The 19,259-nt window shown below is 28.2% G+C and carries 18 protein-coding genes and 1 other annotated feature; of the genes, 3 read left to right on the top strand and 15 right to left on the bottom strand.

What is annotated here, in order from left to right; translation table 11 throughout:
• Window positions 1-53 precede the first annotated feature (53 nt).
• Window positions 54-650, bottom strand: coding sequence for a TetR/AcrR family transcriptional regulator (locus tag KGF45_RS06680; RefSeq protein WP_227829200.1), 597 nt, complete (start codon window positions 648-650; stop codon window positions 54-56).
• Between the two features lie 220 nt (window positions 651-870).
• Here KGF45_RS06680 and KGF45_RS06675 point away from each other — a divergent pair, with 220 nt between their 5' ends.
• A complete protein-coding gene (locus tag KGF45_RS06675) occupies window positions 871-1,239 on the top strand; it encodes a hypothetical protein (RefSeq protein ID WP_227842020.1) in 369 nt (122 codons plus the stop codon).
• A gap of 88 nt (window positions 1,240-1,327) precedes the next feature.
• Here the strand turns inward: KGF45_RS06675 and nifJ are convergent, their stop codons facing one another.
• From nifJ to KGF45_RS06650, 5 genes are all read right to left on the bottom strand, one after another.
• Window positions 1,328-4,867 carry a pyruvate:ferredoxin (flavodoxin) oxidoreductase gene (gene nifJ, locus KGF45_RS06670; protein WP_227829202.1) on the bottom strand — a complete coding sequence of 1,180 codons (3,540 nt, stop codon included), beginning with the start codon at window positions 4,865-4,867 and terminating at the stop codon, window positions 1,328-1,330.
• Between the two features lie 513 nt (window positions 4,868-5,380).
• Window positions 5,381-5,950, bottom strand: coding sequence for a phosphate propanoyltransferase (pduL, locus tag KGF45_RS06665; protein ID WP_227829203.1), 570 nt, complete (start codon window positions 5,948-5,950; stop codon window positions 5,381-5,383).
• A gap of 72 nt (window positions 5,951-6,022) precedes the next feature.
• On the bottom strand, window positions 6,023-6,631 hold the full coding sequence (locus KGF45_RS06660) for a flavodoxin family protein (protein ID WP_227829204.1): 609 nt from the start codon (window positions 6,629-6,631) through the stop codon (window positions 6,023-6,025).
• Between the two features lie 7 nt (window positions 6,632-6,638).
• A complete protein-coding gene (locus KGF45_RS06655; protein ID WP_227829205.1) occupies window positions 6,639-8,402 on the bottom strand; it encodes a GAF domain-containing SpoIIE family protein phosphatase in 1,764 nt (587 codons plus the stop codon).
• Between the two features lie 42 nt (window positions 8,403-8,444).
• Complete coding sequence (locus KGF45_RS06650) at window positions 8,445-8,906, bottom strand: hypothetical protein (RefSeq protein ID WP_227829206.1); 462 nt, start codon at window positions 8,904-8,906, stop codon at window positions 8,445-8,447.
• 191 nt (window positions 8,907-9,097) lie between these two features.
• Here KGF45_RS06650 and KGF45_RS06645 point away from each other — a divergent pair, with 191 nt between their 5' ends.
• On the top strand, window positions 9,098-9,559 hold the full coding sequence (locus KGF45_RS06645) for a hypothetical protein (protein WP_227829207.1): 462 nt from the start codon (window positions 9,098-9,100) through the stop codon (window positions 9,557-9,559).
• A 97-nt stretch (window positions 9,560-9,656) separates the two neighbouring features.
• Here the strand turns inward: KGF45_RS06645 and KGF45_RS06640 are convergent, their stop codons facing one another.
• The 5 genes from KGF45_RS06640 to hpt all read right to left on the bottom strand — a co-directional run bounded on the left by KGF45_RS06640 (window position 9,657) and on the right by hpt (window position 13,166).
• On the bottom strand, window positions 9,657-9,827 hold the full coding sequence (locus tag KGF45_RS06640; RefSeq protein WP_227829208.1) for a hypothetical protein: 171 nt from the start codon (window positions 9,825-9,827) through the stop codon (window positions 9,657-9,659).
• 189 nt (window positions 9,828-10,016) lie between these two features.
• On the bottom strand, window positions 10,017-10,238 hold the full coding sequence (locus tag KGF45_RS06635; protein ID WP_227432380.1) for an alpha/beta-type small acid-soluble spore protein: 222 nt from the start codon (window positions 10,236-10,238) through the stop codon (window positions 10,017-10,019).
• Window positions 10,239-10,321: 83 nt separating this feature from the next.
• Window positions 10,322-11,548 (bottom strand): NAD(P)/FAD-dependent oxidoreductase, encoded by a 1,227-nt coding sequence (locus KGF45_RS06630; protein WP_227829209.1) that lies wholly within the window; start codon window positions 11,546-11,548, stop codon window positions 10,322-10,324.
• Between the two features lie 69 nt (window positions 11,549-11,617).
• Window positions 11,618-12,550, bottom strand: a complete 933-nt coding sequence (locus KGF45_RS06625; protein WP_227842019.1) for a phosphatase PAP2 family protein — start codon at window positions 12,548-12,550, stop codon at window positions 11,618-11,620.
• Window positions 12,551-12,638: 88 nt separating this feature from the next.
• Window positions 12,639-13,166 carry a hypoxanthine phosphoribosyltransferase gene (gene hpt, locus KGF45_RS06620; RefSeq protein WP_227432377.1) on the bottom strand — a complete coding sequence of 176 codons (528 nt, stop codon included), beginning with the start codon at window positions 13,164-13,166 and terminating at the stop codon, window positions 12,639-12,641.
• Between the two features lie 228 nt (window positions 13,167-13,394).
• Here hpt and KGF45_RS06615 point away from each other — a divergent pair, with 228 nt between their 5' ends.
• Window positions 13,395-14,471 (top strand): pyridoxal phosphate-dependent aminotransferase, encoded by a 1,077-nt coding sequence (locus tag KGF45_RS06615; protein ID WP_227842018.1) that lies wholly within the window; start codon window positions 13,395-13,397, stop codon window positions 14,469-14,471.
• A gap of 125 nt (window positions 14,472-14,596) precedes the next feature.
• Here KGF45_RS06615 and KGF45_RS06610 read toward each other — a convergent pair whose 3' ends face one another.
• From KGF45_RS06610 to KGF45_RS06595, 4 genes are all read right to left on the bottom strand, one after another.
• A complete protein-coding gene (locus tag KGF45_RS06610; RefSeq protein ID WP_227829212.1) occupies window positions 14,597-15,799 on the bottom strand; it encodes a dicarboxylate/amino acid:cation symporter in 1,203 nt (400 codons plus the stop codon).
• A 161-nt stretch (window positions 15,800-15,960) separates the two neighbouring features.
• Window positions 15,961-16,350 (bottom strand): YkvA family protein, encoded by a 390-nt coding sequence (locus KGF45_RS06605; RefSeq protein WP_227829213.1) that lies wholly within the window; start codon window positions 16,348-16,350, stop codon window positions 15,961-15,963.
• A 191-nt stretch (window positions 16,351-16,541) separates the two neighbouring features.
• On the bottom strand, window positions 16,542-17,543 hold the full coding sequence (gene asnA, locus KGF45_RS06600; RefSeq protein ID WP_227829214.1) for an aspartate--ammonia ligase: 1,002 nt from the start codon (window positions 17,541-17,543) through the stop codon (window positions 16,542-16,544).
• 58 nt (window positions 17,544-17,601) lie between these two features.
• Window positions 17,602-17,857: a binding site (T-box leader), on the bottom strand.
• A gap of 160 nt (window positions 17,858-18,017) precedes the next feature.
• Complete coding sequence (locus KGF45_RS06595; RefSeq protein WP_227829215.1) at window positions 18,018-19,208, bottom strand: MalY/PatB family protein; 1,191 nt, start codon at window positions 19,206-19,208, stop codon at window positions 18,018-18,020.
• Window positions 19,209-19,259 lie beyond the last annotated feature (51 nt).

Here is a 19,259-nt window from a genome sequence, read left to right as displayed (position 1 = left end):
TCATACTAAATATAAATTCCTATATTATAAATATTATTTAATAATTAAATAATTTAAAAATCCCTTATAAAAAAATCAAAACTTCCTTTCGGCGCCATTAGACTTCTTTCTAAAATCAAAGTTAATGCTTCTAATTTGCGTTTTTTCTCCTCTTTATTCCAAGAAAAAATACCTGGGTCAAGTAAAAAAGTGAAAATAGATAAAATTATCTCTGATACTTCTAAAGTATATTCACATTTAAATATCCCTTCTTCCACTCCTTGTTGAAATATTTCTGCAACAATATGAGAAAGTGAAGTAAGTATTTCTGCAAGAGATTTTTGATGGATTGAAGCATTAAATTGTTGGTGAAGATATTCATCAATTGAAGATTCAACTGTTGATGTTATATAACTTTGAAATAATAGCATCAGTTTTGAAATTGAATCCAATTTACTTTTCTCTACAATAACTTTACATTTATCTATAATCTGGCTATAAGTTCGTTCAACTACTGCATCAAATATTTCATCCTTAGATTTAAAATAATAATATATACTTCCTTTTCCAATACCTGCTCTTCTTGCAATATCACTAACTGAACAAGTTGCTCCTTTTTCTTCTCTTAATAATTCTTGCATGGCATTTAAAATCAACTCTTTTTTGTCCATATACTCACCATCCTTATTTTGTATTATAACACAGTATCAAAAAGTTGACCACTGGTCGAAAATATGATACAATACAAAAAACTCGACCAGTGGTCGAAAAATATTTTTAAATAATTTTTATTTATCGCAATATCTTTTTTATAATTACATAGCTGAAATCTACTTAGTTGTCTAAGATACATTTACATTAAAAATTATTTAAATTTGGGAGGATAATTTTATGAACGAAACAGCACTTTCGCACTATGGTAATTGGATTGGTGTAATTATCTGGATATTAATTTATGGAATTTTTCTATTTTTTCTACCTTTTTATAAAAAAAATCAAAGAAAGCCCACTACAGCCTATCTAGAATTTATAATAGCTTACGCCCTTGAAATGTTTGGTATACCAATGAGTATGTACTTTGTAGCATGTTTTTTTGGCAAACAACTACCAGATGGTGTATTGTGGGGACATACACTAAATCAATACATTGGTCATTTTGGAATGTATATATGTATAATTTTAAACATTATTGGTGCTTTACTAGTAGTTTTAGGTTGGAGAACAATATACAGAAACAAAATCTTAATTCTTACAGTTTGATATAAATAAAAAAGGGATACTATTTTTTAATAGTATCCCTAATTATTATCAAATTATATCTTAAATAAGCATTATAATATTCTAATTATTATTCAGCTAATTTTTTGTATCCTTCATATCTTTCTTTAGCATCAGCTTCAGCTTTTGCAAATAATCCATCAGCTTCTTCTGGGAATTGTTTAGCTATAGCAGAGTATCTTACTTGTGCAAGTATGAAATCTCTGAAGCTTGTAGTTGGTTCCTTAGAATCTAAAGTGAATGGGTTTTTACCTTCAGCTTTTACTTCTGGATTGAATCTGTATAAATGCCAGTATCCGCAAGCAACAGCTTGTGCTTCGTTAGCTACAGTTCTTCCCATACCTTCTTTTAATCCATGGTTTATACATGGAGCATAAGCTATTATTAAAGATGGTCCATCATGTTTTTCAGCTTCTAGAACAGCTTTGATAAATTGGTTTTTATCAGCACCCATAGCAACTTGAGCTACATATACGTTTCCGTAAGTCATAGCCATCATACCTAGGTCTTTCTTTCTAGATTGTTTACCTGCTGCAGCAAATTTAGCCATGGCAGCAGCTGGAGTAGCTTTAGAAGCTTGACCTCCTGTATTTGAATATACTTCTGTATCAAATACAAGTACATTTACATTTTCACCAGATGCAAGAACATGGTCTAATCCACCATAACCGATGTCATATGCCCAACCGTCTCCACCTAGTATCCATTGAGATCTCTTAACTAGATAATCTTTTCTATCTCTTATAGCTTTTACTAATTCTTTAGCTTTTTCATCTGTGCAATCACAAGCTGGTTTTTCTAATAATTCAACAACTTTAGCACTTGCTACTTTAGAAGCTTCTCCATCATTTCTAGAATCTAACCATTCTGTAAATACTGCTTTAGCATCTTCACAGATATCCATAGAAACTAATTCTGTCATAGCATCTACTATTTTTCCTCTTATTTGTTTAACAGCTGTGTACATACCAAATCCGTATTCAGCATTGTCTTCAAATAGAGAGTTTGCCCAAGATGGACCTTTGCCTTCATGGTTACAAGTATAAGGAGTTGAAGGTGCAGAAGCTCCCCATATAGAAGAACATCCAGTAGCATTAGCTATCATCATTCTATCTCCATATAATTGTGTAACTAACTTAATGTATGCAGTTTCTCCACATCCAGCACATGCTCCTGAGAATTCCATTAATGGTTGTCTAAATTGACTTCCTTTAACAGTGTTTGCAGGCATAACATCAACTTTTGGAGCTACATCTTCAGGATTTACTGCAAATGCCCAGTTATCTAACTCTGTATCAAGTTGAGTATCTATTGGTTTCATAACTAAAGCTTTTTCTTTAGCTGGACATATATCAGCACAGTTTCCACATCCTGTACAATCTAGTGGACTAACTTGAATTCTATATTTTAATCCTTCTAATCCTTTACCTAATGCTTTTTTAGCTTCAAATCCTTTTGGAGCATTAGCTAATTCTTCTTCTGTAACTAAAACTGGTCTTATACATGCATGAGGACATATAAAAGAACATTGGTTACATTGGATACAGTTATCCAATACCCATTCAGGAACATCAACAGCTATACCACGTTTTTCATAAGCTGAAGTACCACAAGGGAATGTTCCATCTTCTATACCATTGAATGTACTTACTGGTAAGTTATTACCTTCTTGCGCAGTCATTGGTCTTAATATATTTCTTATAAATTCTGGTTCTTTAACTTCTTCTTTATCTGCATCAACAGCATTTGCCCAAGAAGCTGGAACTTCAACTTTAACTAAAGCATTTATTCCTGCATCAACAGCAGCATAGTTCATGTTAACTATCTTTTCACCTTTTTTACCATAAGCTTTAACTATAGAATCTTTTAAGTATTTAACAGCATCTTCTTCTGGTATTATTTCAGCTAATTTAAAGAATGCAGATTGCATTATCATGTTTATTCTATTTCCAAGACCTATTTCTTGTCCTAGTTTAACAGCATTAACTGTATAGAATTTTATATCATTTTTAGCTATATATTGTTTCATGTGAGCTGGTAAGTTTTCTTCAATTCCTGCTTGATCCCATATAGTATTAAGTACAAATGTACCACCTTTTTTAAGACCTTTTAATAAATCATATTGATAAACATATGATTGTTTATGACAGGCAATATAGTCAGCTTCATCTATTAAATAAGTAGCTCTTATTGGAGTATCACCAAATCTTAAGTGAGACATAGTTATACCACCAGATTTTTTAGAGTCATAATCAAAGTAAGCTTGAGCATATTTTTCAGTATGGTCACCGATTATTTTTATAGCTTGTTTGTTAGCTCCAACAGTACCGTCAGAACCTAATCCCCAGAACTTACATCTTATAGTTCCTTTAGAAGCTATTTTAATTGATTCAGATGGAGTTAAAGAAGTATTAGTTACATCATCAACTATACCTACTGTAAATCCATTCTTAGGTTGTTCTGAAACTAAGTTATCAAAAACAGTTTTTATATCTGAAGGAGTAGTATCTTTTGAACCTAATCCGTATCTTCCACCTATTATCATAGGAGCATTTTCTTTTCCATAGAATACATCACGTACATCTAAGTATAATGGTTCACCAGTTGAACCTGGTTCTTTAGTTCTATCAAGTACACATATTCTTTCAACAGTAGATGGCACAGCATCTAAGAAATGTTTCATTGAGAATGGTCTGTATAAATGAACTTTAACTAAACCATATTTTTCTCCCTTAGCATTTAAGTAATCTATAGTTTCTTCTATTGTTTCTGTTACAGAACCCATAGCAATTAATATAGATTTAGCATCTTCTGCTCCATAGTAATCAAATAAACTATGTTTTCTACCTGTTAAATCACTCATTTTTTCCATGTATTTTTCAACTATACCTACTATATTTTGATAGTATTTGTTAGAAGCTTCTCTAGTTTGGAAATATATATCTGGGTTTTGAGCAGTACCACGAGTAACTGGATGATTTGGAGATAAAGCATTATCTCTAAATGCTTGAACTGCTTCAAAGTTTAATAAACTTGCATAATCTTCATTTTCTAATAATTCCACTTTTTGGATTTCATGTGAAGTTCTGAATCCATCAAAGAAATGTATAAATGGTAATTTACCTTCTATTGCAGCTAAATGTGCAACAGGTGCTATATCAGCTACTTCTTGAACTGAACCAGAAGCTAATAATACACATCCAGTTTGTCTAGCAGCCATAACGTCTTGATGATCCCCAAATATTGATAAAGCTTGAGATGCTAAAGCACGAGCACTTACATGGAATACTCCTGGTAATAACTCCCCTGCAACTTTATACATGTTAGGTATCATTAATAATAAACCTTGAGATGCTGTAAAAGTAGAAGTTAAAGCTCCACCTTGTAAAGAACCATGGAATGCTCCTGCTGCTCCTGCTTCTGATTGCATTTCAACAACATTAACTTTTTGTCCAAATACATTTTTTCTTCCTTGTGATGCCCACTCATCAACTACTTCAGCCATAGTTGAAGATGGTGTGATTGGGTATATAGCTGCTACATCTGTAAATGCATAGGCAACGTGAGCTGCAGCTGTATTCCCATCAAGTGTTTTCATAAACTTAGCCATAATATGTATCCTCCTTGATAGCTACAATTGTACTTGTTTATAACAAGTCTATTTTTTTATATTTACATATAATTTACACAACAAAAATATAAACACACATAGTCGCGCAAATACTCTATCTTCTAATATAATACTACAGATTGGATAAAATTCCTTTGAAAATTGTAAATTAATTACATATTTAAGTAGATTTTTTTTAAAATTAAATATGTTAAGTTTTTTTCATAATTTTGTATACAATATATAATAAATTAAGTTAGACTTTTCAAACTTTTTTATCTATTTGTATATATTAATATTAGGAGTAAGAGAACCTTCTTCATCATATATAAATTTTATATATTAATTTTACCATATTACATCATATTTTTGTAAGTTTTTATTATAATTTTCATAATACCCCTTTATATTATAAATTAATCTAATAGATTAAATTTATAATATAGAAATTTATTACAGTAAAAAATATGCTAGTAAACAAAATATTCACTAGCATTAATTTCATATATAAAATTAATCAACTATTAATTCTACTAAATCTCCATTTTTAACGCCTGCTGCATTTCCTTCTTCCATGTCAACATGCATTTCTAAATTAAAGCTATCACTAGCTCTTACTAATACATTTTCAAATACTAATGCTCTTGGTCCAGATGTTTTAACTTTTACTATTTGTTTATCAGTTACACCAAATTTAGCAGCGTCTTCATTGCTCATATGTATATGTCTAGAAGCAACTATAACTCCTTCTTTCATTTCAACTTCTCCAGCTGGTCCTACTAATTTAACCCCAGGAGTTCCAGCTATATCACCAGATTCTTTTATTGGAGCTTTTACTCCTAATGGGAATCCATCTGCTAAAGAAATCTCAACTTGAGTTTGAGCTCTAGCTGGCCCTAAAACTCTAACTCCTTTTAGAGTCCCCTTTGGACCGACTAAATCTACTTTTTCTTCACAGGCAAATTGTCCTGGTTGAGATAATGGTTTAAATTTAGTTAATTCATGACCTGCTCCAAATAATACGTCTATATCAGCTTGACTCAAATGAACATGTTTATTAGATAATGCTATTGGTAATTTCATTGAAATTCCCTCCTTTAATTATTTTTAAATTATTGCAATACAATTATACATAATATTACTTACAAAATCAAATTATATTGAATCAATATACGCTTTTAGACTCTTAGATATAGTGTCTTTAAATTCTTGATTATCTGTGTAAGGTATATTATCTGTATTGTTTAAATATATATTGTGTAAAAGTTTAGTATTTATACTCTTAAAGAAAAAGTCCATAACTATTTGCCCACCTTTAAATTGTGAATCATAAGGTTTACTACCTCCTACTGCAATATACATTCCTATACGCTTTTTATTCCTATCAATTGAAGGCTTATTTAATATATACTTGCTTGCATAGATAGCTTGAGTTCTATCAACAACAGTCTTTACTTTAGCTGATATTGAATCAAAATGTACAGGACTTATTACTATAGTCCCTTTTGATTCATCAAACATTTTATATAGAGGTTTCATATCATCATTAAATTTGCAATATCCTGTCTTATTACAAAATCCACATGCTGTACAATATTCAATATCCATATCATATATATTGAATATTTTACTACTAAGTCCACTATCTTCTAATTTAAGTTTTATTTCATTTGCTATAAAACTACAATTTTTATTATTTCTTGGACTTCCATTTATTATTATAATTTCTGGACTTTCAAGTTCTATTTTATTATTTAAACCCATAGTCAATCTACCTATCCTTTAACATAACGATTAAAATATCATCATCATAATTATCTTTTGATGAAAAGTTTCTTAAATCTAATTTTAAATTTTCTACTATCAGCTGATGATTTAATCTAAAATTTTCTTTTAAAAAGTTTTCTAATCTCTCTATACCATATTCTTCTTTTGATGTATTTTTTATTTCTAAAATTCCATCAGTATACATACATACCATTGCATAATCTTCCATTGAAAGAATATTATTTTCATATGTTGCATCTTCCATTACCCCAATAGGTATTCCCTTTTTACAATTTAAGTTAGTTTCTATTGTTCCATCTTTTTTTACAACTACAGGGCTATAGTGTCCTGCATTAGATACTGTAATCATATTTTCTTTAGTATCTATAAGACCAATCAAACAAGTTGTAAATACTCCCATTTTGTCAAACTCATCATATAACATCCTATTTAAATTTGTCATTATTTCTTGTGGTGTCTTATACTGATTACATAACACTTTAAAGGCACCCTTTATCATTGCAACAACATAATTCGAAACCATTCCATGCCCCATTACATCAGCAACAATATAAACTATGTGTTCAGCATCTACCTTTGTAGCATAATAAAAATCTCCACCTACTACTCTTGCTGGTTTATGATAAAAATAAAGTTCTTTTTCATCATTACAATCCATTTTACCTTTGTCCATAATAAGTTGTTGCTGTTTATTTAATATATTTAACTCATTCTCAAGAATCCTGTGCTTTACTTCTTTTTCATTGTGCTCATATAACTGCATACCAACTAAAACCTGTTTAGATAATATACTAAGGATATTTAAATCATCACTCGTGTAGTTTTTGCTGTTTGCACAAACAATGCATCCTATAGTCTCATTTTTATCTTGGAGTTTGTAATATATATAACTTTCCAAGTTTATCCCTTTTTGTGAGCATGGTTTTAAATTATTTAAATATCCTCCTAAGGATTCTTTATTTACAAACTTGTCCAACATAGGATATAAATTTGTTTTCTTTTTATGCTCAGTATTATAACAGCTAAATATTTTATCTTTATTACCATGACCTGTTATAATTATCAAAGCTTCTTTACTATTAGTAATGTTACACGCCTGTTTACTTAAGTTTTCTAAAAATCCATCTATACTTTTATTGAGATATAATTTTTTAGTAGCTTCATTTATAGCACTTATTGAACCTCTTAATTTATCAACCAAAATTTGTACATTATTATTTTTATTAGTTATTTCTATTGATAAACTTAAGAGAGATGCAACAGAAGATATAAAGTCTATATCTTGTTCTGTTAGAAAATCTTCTTCTGTCAAAAAGCAAGTCATAAATCCAACTACTTCATTATTTATGATAAAAGGAAAAACTATTCTACCAATGTAACCTTCAGATTTTGCTAAATCTCGTTCCCCTTCTGCTCTAGAATCTTCAAATACATTTTTCACATATATTATCTTTTTCTCATTTACAGCTTCATGGATATATTCTGGATATGTGTCAAAATCAATTTTTGCACCTTTAAGACTATTGATTGGAAAAATTTGAGGTACATACTCTAAGGTTTGTGAACATACTAAATAGGCATATTTAGAATCATTTTTATAAAATAGATTTACACATGCCTTTGTAGGGTGAACAACCTCTAACATTTTTTCTATTATTTTATCTTTTATATTAAAAAAATCTGTAGATTCAGTCACCATAGCAGATATTTCCACTAAATTCTTCATTTTATAATTGCCATTAGTCATACTCAATTTCTCCCCCTATATATTAAACTATTTATTAGTATTTTAACATACATTCTTTATAGTAAAAACAAAAACAACGACAAAACTAAGAACTAATATCCAGTTAAATCCTGTCAATATTCCTATAAGAAGTAATGTAATCAATGAATTTAGACCTGTTCTTCCCTTTTCATCCATAAAAGTTATCTTAGAGATGTCGATATTATTTTTTACATTGTTTATATGTTCCTTCACTTGTTCTTCCATATTTCTCTTATAAAGAATATACACCACTCCAACTAGAAATACTCCTATACCTAATATCCAATTTAGATTGAATGCTACAATAAGCAGTATTGAACCAAAAACTAACTTTAAAAGTTTAAAAAACACACTATCTATCTTTAAAGTTATATTTCTAATTTCTTTACATTCATCCCTTAATGAATATCCACTTGAATCTAAGTTATTAATCTTTGTTTTTACAATTTCAGAATAAAAAAGCTTTATTATCCCATTTAACATTTTCATCACTCCTAAATATTTTACATATATTTGTAAGTTTTACAATTATAATATTTTTTATACTTGGTAATAATAAAAAATAACAAATATTTTATAATTTAGTATTTATTGTAAATAAATTATTAAAACTTTATAGACTAAGTATAAATTTTTCAAAATAAATATTCTTACAATTAAAAGGAAGTGTTTTTGTGCAAATAGAACAGCTAGATTTAGAAACAAGAAATAAAATATACTGCTATACAAAAAAAATTCTTAGAAAATACCAAAAAGGTATTACATCTGGAAAATTAACAGCAGATAAATTTGCAGATAATATATTATCTCAAGATTTTATAAATAGTATACTTGATGAAAAAATAATAAATGAATATGAATTTAAGTTATCTTATATAGACTATATTGAAACTTTAATAAAGATACAAAATGAAAATTTGTCTAACTCAAGAAAAAAATCTACTAAATCTATAAAATGTTTTAATATCTCTCAGATAATTCAATTGAAAAATTTATTACATGATACTGGTTATAATCTATCAATTCCATATAAGTACCTGACTCCTAAGGATATAGAAGGTATTATTACACTTATCAATACTGGGTCTATTGAACTTGGAAACGAGAGAATATATAATTATATATCAAAAGCATAATAAAATAAATTTATTATAAAAAGGCAATTTATTTAATATAAAAACTATTTTTTTATATTAAACAAATTGCCTTTTTAATTTTTATTTCTATATGACATTACCCAAGAGCTTTTTCTAATTTAGATAAGTGTTGTATTGGATAATATTTCAATAGTTCTTTAAACTGTTCTACTGATAATCCTTCTGTTGTTGTATAGATTTTTATTTTTTCATCTAAATCACTATTAATAAATTTATTTTTTAAATCTTCAAAGTTTACACTACTCATTTTACATCACTCCTTATGTAATATATTCATTTGTACTATTTTATCCAGATTTCTAAAATTTATTACATAAAAATATCGACATATAAAACTTAATAAAAAAAAGCTATCTCAATTTAGAAATTACTTTCTATATTTGAGATAGCTCTAGCTATAACAATAGCCTAATAGTTATAAATAATTATTTATTAACTATCTGTTGTTTTTTCCAGCCATTTGTTGTTCAGCCATTTCAACTAATTTTTTAGTCATGTATCCACCTACATAACCATTTTCTCTTGCAGTAAGGTTTCCTTTATCAACTTGTTGATAATTACTCATACCAAGTTCATTAGCTATTTCTAATTTCATTTGGTTTAAAGCTTCTTTTGCTCCTGGTACTACTGTTTTGTTATTGTTATTGTTACTTGCCATGTTGATTACCTTCCTTCTGTTTAATTTATTTTGTGTTGCTGATAATATTATGTGATTTTAAACATTTTTAATTCAGGTAATTTTTAGCAATTAAAACCTGCCAAATATCCAGTTGAAAAAGCTATTTGCAAATTGAATCCTCCTGTGTATGCATCTATGTCTATTACTTCACCAGCAAAAAATAAACCTTCTACCAATTTTGATTCCATTGTACTTGAGTTTATCTCATTCACTTTTACTCCACCAGAAGTTATTATTGCTTCATCAATAGGTCTATATCTTTTTACTGTAAATTTTAAATTTTTTAGTAAATGAACTAAATTTTTTCTTTGTTCTCTAGAAACTTGATGAACAACTGTATCTGGAGAAATCTCACTTAAATTTATTATTATAGGTATAAGTTTTTTAGGAAGCAAATCATCCAATGCTTTTTCAAATTTTTTATTTGTATACTTTTGAAAATCTTTTTGAACTCTTTTATCTAATTTTTCTTCGTCTAATGCAGGTTTTAAATCCAACAGTATAGTATAATTTTCTTTAGTTGTATCTTTCATCCTACAACTTGCAGACTTTATTATAGGTCCATCTAAACCAAATTTAGTAAATTCAAGTTCTCCAAAATCATTATACACTTTCTTTTTTTTACTATTAAACACGTTTATCTCGACATTTCTTAATGATAATTTTTCTAAATCTTTTACAAAACCTTCTTGAACTTCTATACCAATCAAAGATGGTTTTGTATCTACAATAGTATGCCCCTGCGAAACAGCAAATTTATATCCATCACCAGTAGAACCAGTAAGTGGATAACTTAATCCACCAGTTGCTATTATGACTGAATCGCACTTGATTTCTTTTTTATTGTTTAGAATTACTTTTTCGATTTTATTATTTTTAGATATTATTTTTTCTACCCTAGAGTTTAATAATATATTTACTTTTTTGTTTTTTACTTGTTTTTCAAGAGCTTTTACAACATCAAAAGCTTTATCACTTTCTGGAAAAACTCTTTTTCCTCTTTCTGTTTTAGTTTTTACTCCAAGATTATTAAACATACTTATTACATCATCGTTTGTAAAAGTGTAAAAAGCACTATATAAGAATTTACCATTTGTAGGAACATTTTCTATTAATTCCTCTATATCACAATCATTAGTTATATTACATCTACCTTTTCCTGTTATTGCAAGCTTCTTACCTAACTTATGATTTTTTTCAATTAAAGTTACATCAAACCCTCTTTCAGATGCAGTTGATGCTGCTATCATCCCTGCTGGTCCACCGCCTATTACTACTATTTTCTTCAAATAATCACTCTTTTCTATCCTTAAATTTTCTTAAAATTAAATTAGTATCTATCAATAGTGCAAATTAAATTAATTTAATTTCAAAATTTTAAACAATGCAGGAGCTCCTGCTACTCCATAAAAAACAACCACTGTATACTTAATAAAATTCATAAAAATTATACTCATACTAGAGTCACTTATATTTAAAGTCGTTATTAATATTGAAATCAACACTTTAATAGCAACATATAAAATCCCTATTGTGACTATTCCAATCAAAAACCTACAAATTCTCGAAAATATCATGTTTTTACTCTTTTTATTTTTATTACTAAAATTAATTTTTTTATTATTATTTTCTGTAGTAAATTTAACAAATTTATCTTCAACTATATACCCAAATACAAACCCTACTAGAATACCAAATTTTTCAAAATATTCAGGGCTTTTTAGAAATATTGCTATTAATATAAATGGGATAAGTAATGCTACAAGAAAAATATATTTTTTATTATCATCGATATAGTCAAATATTTTTACAAATACAACTGTAAAAAATATGCCAAGTATCCAACCAGCAATTACATCTATAGGCCAATGAACAGCTAAATATAGTCGAGATAATCCTACTCCTAAAACCATCACTGCACCCAATAAACGTATATAGTTTCTTTTAAATATAGTCATAACACTAACCCAAAATGTAGTTGCAGTTTGAGTATGTGCACTTGGAAAAGAGTATCCTCCAGCGGTAGAAACTCTCAGTGATTCAAGACCTTTTATACCTATTGGTCTAGGAGCCTTTACAAATTCTTTGATACCTAGATTCACAACAAAATTTCCAACTATCGCGAACAACATTTTTTGTCCACATTTTTTATTTATACACCAATATATAACTGCTGTAATTAATATCAATAATGGTGCTTCTGTACTTACTGTAAATACAAGAAATATAAAGTTTAAAATTGGATTTCTTAAACTCTGGAAAAATAATAATATACTCAATTGAATATCCATACCGATGTCTCCTTTACTAAAATTTTATATACTTAATTAAAAAGCACTAACTCCTACAGAGATTAGTGCTTTTAATTCACATTTAAGTCTATTCTACATCCTCAACTATACCTATATAAGGTAAATTTCTATATTTTTCAGCATAATCTATTCCATAACCAACAATGAATTTATCTTCTATAACAAATCCAACATAGTCTACAGGTATATTAGCTTTTCTTCTTTGAGGTTTATCAAGTAGAGTACATAATTTTAGAGATTTTGGGTTTCTAGTTTTTAAAGCTGCAACTAGATTGCTTAATGTTAAACCAGAATCTATTATATCCTCTACAATTAACACATTCTTTCCTTCAATATCTACATCTAAATCTTTTAATATTTTAACTGTACCAGAAGATTCTGTTGAATTTCCATAACTTGTAACACTCATAAAATCTATATTTACATCTAAATCTATACATCTTATTAAATCTGAAACAAATACACTAGCTCCTTTAAGGATACCTACTACTAGTAAATCCTCACCTTTAAAATCTTCTTCTATTTTTTTACCTAATTCATAAACTTTTGCTTTTATCTGTTCTTCTGTCAACATTTTTCCTGTAACTTTGTACATCTTGAATCCTCCCGCTTTCCATCTATTAACCTATATATTATAGCATACTAAAATATCAATTAAAATATTTTTCATCATTTTTAAACCTAAATTAACAGCTTATCCATACTTTTTTGCTTTTTCTCTTAAAAATTTGGAATAAATATTCCTTTGTATTATAATCTATATGTAAATATATTAATCAGTTATTTTTATTAATTATATAATTTTATTATTGGAGGTACTTTTATGAGCACAAACCATGGAGCTAATTTATATAGTTTATCTAGTAAGTATGGCTTTTCAAAAGAAGAATTTATGGATTTTAGTTCTAATATAAATCCTTTTGGTACATCAGATTTAGCCAAACAATACATTGTAAACAATATAGATATAGTATCTATGTATCCTGACCCTGATTACATAGACTTAAAAACTTCTATATCTAACTACTGTAAGTGTTCTATAGATAATATAGTACTTGGTAGTGGAGCTACAGAATTAATTTCATCTTTTATACATACAATTAACCCTAAACAAGCTCTTTTACTTTCTCCTGCTTATTCAGAGTATGAAAAAGAACTATCTAAAATTAATTGTTCTATAGATAAATATTTTGCTAAAGAAGAATATGATTTTCATATAGAATTAGAAAATCTTATAAAGACTATTAATTCTAAAGACTATGATTTAGTTGTAATCTGCAATCCTAGTAATCCAACTGGATTTGCATTTACTAAAATAGAAATAATAGAACTATTAAAAAACACAGATAAGTTTTTAATGATTGATGAAACTTATGTAGAGTTTACTGATACAAACATATACTCTTCTACTCAATTAGTCGATGATTATTCTAATTTATTTGTTATAAGAGGAACATCAAAGTTTTTTTCAACACCAGGCATAAGACTTGGATATGGTCTTATATCTGATAATGATGTTAAGAATAAAATAAATAACAACTTAGATTTATGGAATATCAATATAGTGGCCTCTAAGATGGGAGAAATCATGTTTAGAGATTCAAACTTTATCTCTAATACTATTTCTTTAATGAATACTGAGAGAAATTACTTACTTAAGGAGCTTAAAAGCATAGACAATCTAGATGTATATGATACTCAAGGTAATTTTATATTATGTAAAATCAAAACTCATGAATTGACAGCTAAATCCCTTCGTGAAAAACTAATTCCACAAAAAATAATAATAAGAGATTGCTGCTCATTTGAAGGTTTAGATGAATATTTTTTTAGAGTATGTATACTAAAGCCTGATGAAAATAAATTACTAATATCATCTCTTAAAACAATTTTCAAATAGAAAAAGACTAGATACAGATTAGCACAAATAGTTCAAATAATACAATAATTAAGGGTTTATAATTATAAATTATAAAAAAATGAGCTATCTCTTTTTGAGATAACTCATTTTTATTTATTAAGAAATTAAGCACTTTGTTTTCCTTTTTTGCTCATTCCATCATTTATTTGGTCTACAACAACTGCTATTGCATTGTCTCCTGATACATTACATGCTGTACCAAAACTATCTTGAGTTAAGTATAAAGCTATCATTAAGCTCGCAAGACCACCATCTGATGGGATTCCAACCATTGGTAAGAAAGGAAGTGCACTCATTATAGCACCTCCTGGAGCTCCTGGTGCTGCAACCATTGCTATACCCAACATTGCAATGTAAGGGAATAATACATCGATTCCATGTGGCATACCATTCATCATTAAAACTGCTGTTGTAAATCCTGTTATAGATATCATACTACCTGATAAATGTATTGTTGCACAAAGAGGTACAACGAATTCTCTTATTTGCTTACTTACTCCATTGTTTTCTGCACAACCAACATTAACTGGTATAGTTGCTGCTGAAGATTGAGTACCTATAGCTGTTAAATATCCAGGTATTTGATTTTTTAACATTTTGATTGGATTCTTTCCTGAGAATGCTCCTGCTGCTGTGAATTGACATGCCATATATACAAAGTGTAATGGTATTACTACTAAATAAACTTTCCAGAATACTCCTAATATTGTCCATACTTGTCCTGCTATAGTTATATTCGCAAAAGTTCCTGCTATGTATAATGGTAGTAAAGGTATAATTACTGTTGACAACGTTTTCGTTACGATTTCTTGGAATTCTTGGAAGAAATTAAATAGAACTTCTCCTTTTCCATGATTTCTCAAAGCTGATATTCCAAGCCCCATTACAAATGCAAACACTATTGCTGCTGTTACATCTACCATAGGCTCTAGTGGAATTGTAAATATTGGTGCTAACATTCCTGCTTCTGGGTCTCCAATTTGACTTGCTACACTTGCATCAATAAAATTTGGAAATATTAACATAGATACTGCAAATGACAATACTCCTGCAATTAAAGTAGAACCATATGCTATTCCTGTAGTTATTCCTAATAACTTTCCTGCTCCTGTTGCTAAGTCAGCTATTCCTGCTGTTACAAATCCTATAATTATAAATGGTATAACAAACTTTAAGAATGCTGAGAATAAAGTACTAACTGTTACTAATATTTGAACTATTATTTCTGGTGCATAACTTCCGATTAAAATACCGACTATGATACCGATGATTAGTTTAGGCACTAAACCTATCTTTTTCTTACTCATAACTTTTACCCTCCATAAATTTTTTTAGATTAAGTATTCTTGTACATTGAATACTTTGTCAATCATTGAATCCCCACTTCTTATGATAATAGAGTTTTATCTCTCCGTCAACATTTTAACCATTTTTTGTTAATAAAAAAAAGAATAACAGTTATAAAATGTTATTCTTCTTCATCTTTTATAGAAAATTCTACATTTTCAATTATATTTGAATGTTTCTCCTTTTCTGCAATGATTCTGTATTTATTAATTTCTTCATCCACAATACCTATACTCCAAATTAATACTATAGCATCATCTATAAATCCAAATACTCCCGCGAGCATTTCAGGTATTATATCAATCCCAGATACAAAATAGGATACAGTAAAAACTAATACAGAAACTACTTTGACCTTATTAATTATATTTATTCTTTTGTCCGTCATAAAGTCTGGTAGTTTAAATAAATCAAATATAAAAAGTAATCCAAACTTAGCATTTTTAAATCTTACTAAAATTTTTTTTAAAGTATCTAAAATTATATCAATAGCTCTTTTTAAAAGTTCCATATTCATCACCTCTTATAATCATAGGTTACTCTACATTATAACCGATATAATTAATTTGATGAATATTTTAGATATAAATTTTATTAATTATTTTATATTTAAATTGTATTGCTTACATATAGAATGTTATATCATGACTTAAGTAGTTTAAATCATTTATAATCTTTACAATAATATTAATTTATTTTTTATTATAACAACTCAATTCCTGCGTTTCTAAAATTTTCAATCATATCTTGTGGCCATACTCCAACTTGCACTTCCCCTATATGTGCCTTTTGCAAGAAATACATACATATTCTTGATTGACCAATTCCTCCACCAATTGTATATGGAAGCTCACCATTTAAAAGCATTTTATGATAATCAAATTCTTTTCTATCTTCACATCCAGCAAGCTTTAACTGTCTATCTAGTGATTCTTCATCAACTCTAATTCCCATTGATGATAATTCTAATGCAGAATCTAGAACAGGGTTATAAAATAGTATATCTCCATTTAATTCCCAATCATCATAATCAGGGCTTCTTCCATCATGTTTTTCTCCTGATATTAATGTCTTTCCTATTTGTGTTATAAATACAGCTTTTTTATCTTTTACAATTTTATCTTCTCTCTCTTTTGGTGATAGCTCTGGATACATATCTTCTAATTCTTGTGATGTTATAAATGTTATTTCTTCTGGTAAAATTTCTTTTATACCTTCATACATACTACACACAAATATTTCAGTATCTTTAAATACTCCATATAATCTTTTTACAACATCTTCTAAAGTTTTTTCATTTCTGCTACTTTTTTCTATAACTAATTCCCAGTCCCATTGGTCTACATATAAAGAATGTATATTATCCAATTCTTCATTTTTTCTTATTGCATTCATATCTGTATATAAACCACTTCCAACTGCAAAACCATATTTTTTAAGAGCTAATCTCTTCCATTTTGCAAGTGATTGAACAATTTCTGCATTTTTATCCATAAATGGTATATCAAAACTTACTGCTTTTTCTCCATTTAAATTATCATTTGCCCCTGTCTCAGGCAATACAAATAATGGTGAAGAAACTCTTATTAGATTCAACTCATTACTCAATCTCATTTCAAAAAAATCTTTTAATTTTTTTATAGCTACTTGTGTATCAATTACATTTAGACTACTTTTATAATCTTTTGGTATTATTGTACTCATACTATTCACTCCCTATATTTTATATATTTTTCCATTAAAAAAACCTCTCATCCCTATAAAAAGGGACGAAAGGTTGCTTTTCCGCGGTACCACCCTGATTAGTTTGAAATAAATTCAAACCCAGCTCATAATGTACAGATATTACTCGATACATCCCAATATGATAACGGTTTGGTTCCGACTAAGCCTACTCTTTTAAAATTTCAGTTAGCAACTCCAGGATGTTCTTCACTATAGACTTCATATTGGTCTCACACCATCACCAACTCGCTTTAATTACATTCTATACCTACTCTTCCTTTCAACGTCTTTAAAGTTTTATCTTTACTTTAATAAAATTTTATCTTTACTTTAATAAAAGTTAACTTTTATGTTTTCTATTTATTCATAATAGTATGATAAGTGATTAGTTAAATTTTGTCAAGTTTATTATTTTTTATTTTTTTGTATACTTTATAAATTTTTACCTATGCTTTATAAGTTTTCAAATATAGTTTTTAATCTATTCATACATTCTTTTAATAGAGACTGTGGGCATGCTACATTTATTCTTTCAAACCCAATACCTTCTTTTCCAAATATATAACCCTCATCAAATAATACATTGGCTTTTTTAAACATTAAATCTTCAAGTTCTACTTCATTTAATCCATAAGCAGTAAAGTCTAACCAAGCTAGATATGTTCCTTCTGGATAAACAAGTTTAACTTTTGGTAAGTTTTCTTTTAAATACTCATCAATAAATTTTATATTATTATCTAGATATTCATTTAATTCATCAAGCCAATCTTCACTTTCATTATATGCTGCTATAGTAGCTACAATAGCAAAAGGATTTGGTGAAGTACCAACTCCAACAGCTGTAACTTCATCTTGATACTTCTTCTTTAACTCTTTATTATTCACTATTATATTGGATAATTGCATTCCAGCTAAATTAAATGTCTTACTTGGAGCTATACATGTAACTATTTTCTCTTTATATTCTGGGCATAATGATTGTAAAGGAGTATGTTTAAATCCTTTTCGAATTAAGTCAGAGTGTATTTCATCTGCTATTATCCATAAGTCATATTTTTTGCATATTTCTACAACTTTTTTTAATTCTTCTTCTCTCCATACTCTACCAACAGGATTGTGAGGGCTACAAAGAATAAGTACTTTATTATTGTCACACTTAGCTTTTTCTTCTAAATCAGCGTAATCCATTCTATAACTTCCATTTTCATATATTAGAGAATTGTTTACAACTTCCCTATTATTACTTTTTATCTTTGCTTCAAATGGATAATATACTGGTTTTTGAACTATTACTCCTTCTCCAAAGTCTGTTAATATTCTTACTAAAATAGCAACAGCAGGTACAACTCCAGGACTAAAAACAATATCGTCTCTATTTACTTCCCAGTTAAATCTTCTTTTATACCATCCACAAACTGCATCGAAGTATTTATCACTATTATTAGAACTATATCCAAATATTTTGTGGTCAATTTTTTTATGTAATGCTTCTATTATTGGTTCTGCACATTCAAAATCCATATCTGCAATCCAAAAAGGTAAACCATCTTTTTGCGATTTTGGTGAACAATTAGTTCTAAAATCCCACTTTACACAGTCTGTTCCGACTCTGTCTATAAGTCTATCAAAATTATATTTACTCATTTGAACCTCCTAAAAATATAAATTCTATAAATATTAAATTTGTCACTACTT

It is taken from the genome of Clostridioides sp. ZZV14-6154, assembly GCF_020657785.1.
Lineage (GTDB): Bacteria > Bacillota > Clostridia > Peptostreptococcales > Peptostreptococcaceae > Clostridioides.
This window is presented reverse-complemented; position numbering and strand designations above follow the sequence as displayed.

Bases quoted from the DNA above. Each gene is read 5' to 3' on its own strand.
- KGF45_RS06680 (WP_227829200.1), bottom strand. From the start codon at position 650: ATGGACAAAAAAGAGTTGATTTTAAATGCCATGCAAGAATTATTAAGA.
- KGF45_RS06675 (WP_227842020.1), top strand. From the start codon at position 871: ATGAACGAAACAGCACTTTCGCACTATGGTAATTGGATTGGTGTAATT.
- nifJ (WP_227829202.1), bottom strand. From the start codon at position 4,867: ATGGCTAAGTTTATGAAAACACTTGATGGGAATACAGCTGCAGCTCAC.
- pduL (WP_227829203.1), bottom strand. From the start codon at position 5,950: ATGAAATTACCAATAGCATTATCTAATAAACATGTTCATTTGAGTCAA.
- KGF45_RS06660 (WP_227829204.1), bottom strand. From the start codon at position 6,631: ATGGGTTTAAATAATAAAATAGAACTTGAAAGTCCAGAAATTATAATA.
- KGF45_RS06655 (WP_227829205.1), bottom strand. From the start codon at position 8,402: ATGACTAATGGCAATTATAAAATGAAGAATTTAGTGGAAATATCTGCT.
- KGF45_RS06650 (WP_227829206.1), bottom strand. From the start codon at position 8,906: ATGTTAAATGGGATAATAAAGCTTTTTTATTCTGAAATTGTAAAAACA.
- KGF45_RS06640 (WP_227829208.1), bottom strand. From the start codon at position 9,827: ATGAGTAGTGTAAACTTTGAAGATTTAAAAAATAAATTTATTAATAGT.
- KGF45_RS06635 (WP_227432380.1), bottom strand. From the start codon at position 10,238: ATGGCAAGTAACAATAACAATAACAAAACAGTAGTACCAGGAGCAAAA.
- KGF45_RS06625 (WP_227842019.1), bottom strand. From the start codon at position 12,550: ATGGATATTCAATTGAGTATATTATTATTTTTCCAGAGTTTAAGAAAT.
- hpt (WP_227432377.1), bottom strand. From the start codon at position 13,166: ATGTACAAAGTTACAGGAAAAATGTTGACAGAAGAACAGATAAAAGCA.
- KGF45_RS06615 (WP_227842018.1), top strand. From the start codon at position 13,395: ATGAGCACAAACCATGGAGCTAATTTATATAGTTTATCTAGTAAGTAT.
- KGF45_RS06610 (WP_227829212.1), bottom strand. From the start codon at position 15,799: ATGAGTAAGAAAAAGATAGGTTTAGTGCCTAAACTAATCATCGGTATC.
- KGF45_RS06605 (WP_227829213.1), bottom strand. From the start codon at position 16,350: ATGGAACTTTTAAAAAGAGCTATTGATATAATTTTAGATACTTTAAAA.
- asnA (WP_227829214.1), bottom strand. From the start codon at position 17,543: ATGAGTACAATAATACCAAAAGATTATAAAAGTAGTCTAAATGTAATT.
- KGF45_RS06595 (WP_227829215.1), bottom strand. From the start codon at position 19,208: ATGAGTAAATATAATTTTGATAGACTTATAGACAGAGTCGGAACAGAC.